Raw genomic sequence first — 1,636 nt, forward strand, 5'->3', positions numbered from 1 at the left:
CCGAAATACTGAGAAAAAGCGTCGATATTCATGGGGGCACTCCTGAAAAAAGGAGTATGAGATCATAAGTAGCTCCGTGGGTCAAACTGAACGATTTTGATTAAATAACGTTCGCGATCTCACCCTACGTTTTTACCCCTTTAAACCTCTGCTTTTTGTTAAGTTTAATCATCATCGGATATTGTGTTTTATGTTTAACGAACGTGGATTATATTCACTTTTTATCTTCTCTGATGCTGTTAAATAACTGACGATAAAATGTTTGATACTCATCTATTTGGATAATATTCTTTTACGTACACCTTAATCGGTACGGGTAATTTCCGTCAGCTGCCCGCTCAGGTTATAGCCCAGAGTCAGCACCGGCCCGTCACTGGTAAACAAATGGATACCATCCCCCCGAATTGTGCATCCTTATCCTTTGCAGCGCTTTTACGCCAAACACCTGAGGTAGGAGCCGGACGCGTTAGTAGCGCACGTCCGGATCTGTGCGGGGGGTAGCTGGTAACGGCTATTCCTACCGCGACCCTTAAAAACGAAGAAAGCCGGAATATCACGGGGATCTTTCCGGCTTTTTGTATTTAACTCAAACAACTATTGTTGTTTATATGCAATGATGATGTATGACATACCTGATCTATTATCTGCCACAGACTCAATACTTCCCCATAGGAAAAAAAGTTTCTCTGATGAACCAAACAATAATTTTAATAAATTGTCATTTATTAATTTGTTTCTCATTTGGTTTTCGTTGGTAAACACATTGATCTCATTCTCTTTTTCCTTGTCGAATGGTAGTAATTTAATAAAATCAATAATCCCATTCTTGAAAACAATGCTGACAATATAATTTTTATCTAAAAAGAGGATGTCATCTATTGAATAACTGATGCTATCTTCAAAGTCATACATTTTTTTTGGATTAAGATCCAATGTTAGGGTTATAAAGTCATCCAATGTAATCAATGGGTTTATTATTATTCCATTTAGATTTATATCACCGTTAATATATATCATTTCAATTTCACCGAGTATAAGGGTTCTAACATTCCTTCATATTTTTCAATAACAATTTGAGGTAATCCACCTGGGCCAGCTTTAGGGTTAGCTCTCACTATACTAAAAGCAGCAGGCGTATCTTCTAGAACTCTATAAGCTGTCATGCCAGGCCTGTATCCAAATTGTTCATGAGGGAAAACTTGTAACCCTTTAAATACACCTTCTTTAGAATATCCTCTTCTTTCTATCGCCCTAACAGTTGTATAGAAGTTTCCTTGCCCTGGTGCCCCTGCCATCAATATTGTGCCTTTTTTGACAGTAATATCTCTGAAATGATCAACCCCCGGATACTGGCCGCTTCCTTGCCAACCTCTCGCAAATTCTGATGGTGTTTGCTGAGTTGGAGCATCCCCTTTATTGCCTACCCCACCTGCTAACCCCAGAGGGTCAACCCAACTCACAGGATTATGCACGTAACTGTAAGGATTTACGCCGCCAGCTAACCCCAAAGGGTCTTAGGGACTATCCCGACGCCATCATACCGTTGAGCGGACTTTTCCCCTTGATTTAGCAGCCTTTTTCTCCGCCGCGTTTTCCCACCCTGTTAAAGAACCTATCAACTCGTCCCGACGGGCAC

At 40.5% G+C, this 1,636-nt stretch carries 1 protein-coding gene and 1 pseudogene; both read right to left on the reverse strand.

The genetic code is table 11. From position 1 onward, the window contains the following. Positions 1-594: 594 nt before the first annotated feature. Positions 595-1,017 carry a hypothetical protein gene (locus C5471_RS23145; RefSeq protein ID WP_133814504.1) on the reverse strand — a complete coding sequence of 141 codons (423 nt, stop codon included), beginning with the start codon at positions 1,015-1,017 and terminating at the stop codon, positions 595-597. Positions 1,018-1,430: 413 nt separating this feature from the next. Beyond that, a pseudogene (locus C5471_RS25135) lies at positions 1,431-1,514 on the reverse strand (RHS repeat-associated core domain-containing protein); the annotation flags it as partial. Positions 1,515-1,636 lie beyond the last annotated feature (122 nt).

It is taken from the genome of Photorhabdus tasmaniensis, from assembly GCF_011189505.1.
Lineage (GTDB): Bacteria > Pseudomonadota > Gammaproteobacteria > Enterobacterales > Enterobacteriaceae > Photorhabdus > Photorhabdus tasmaniensis.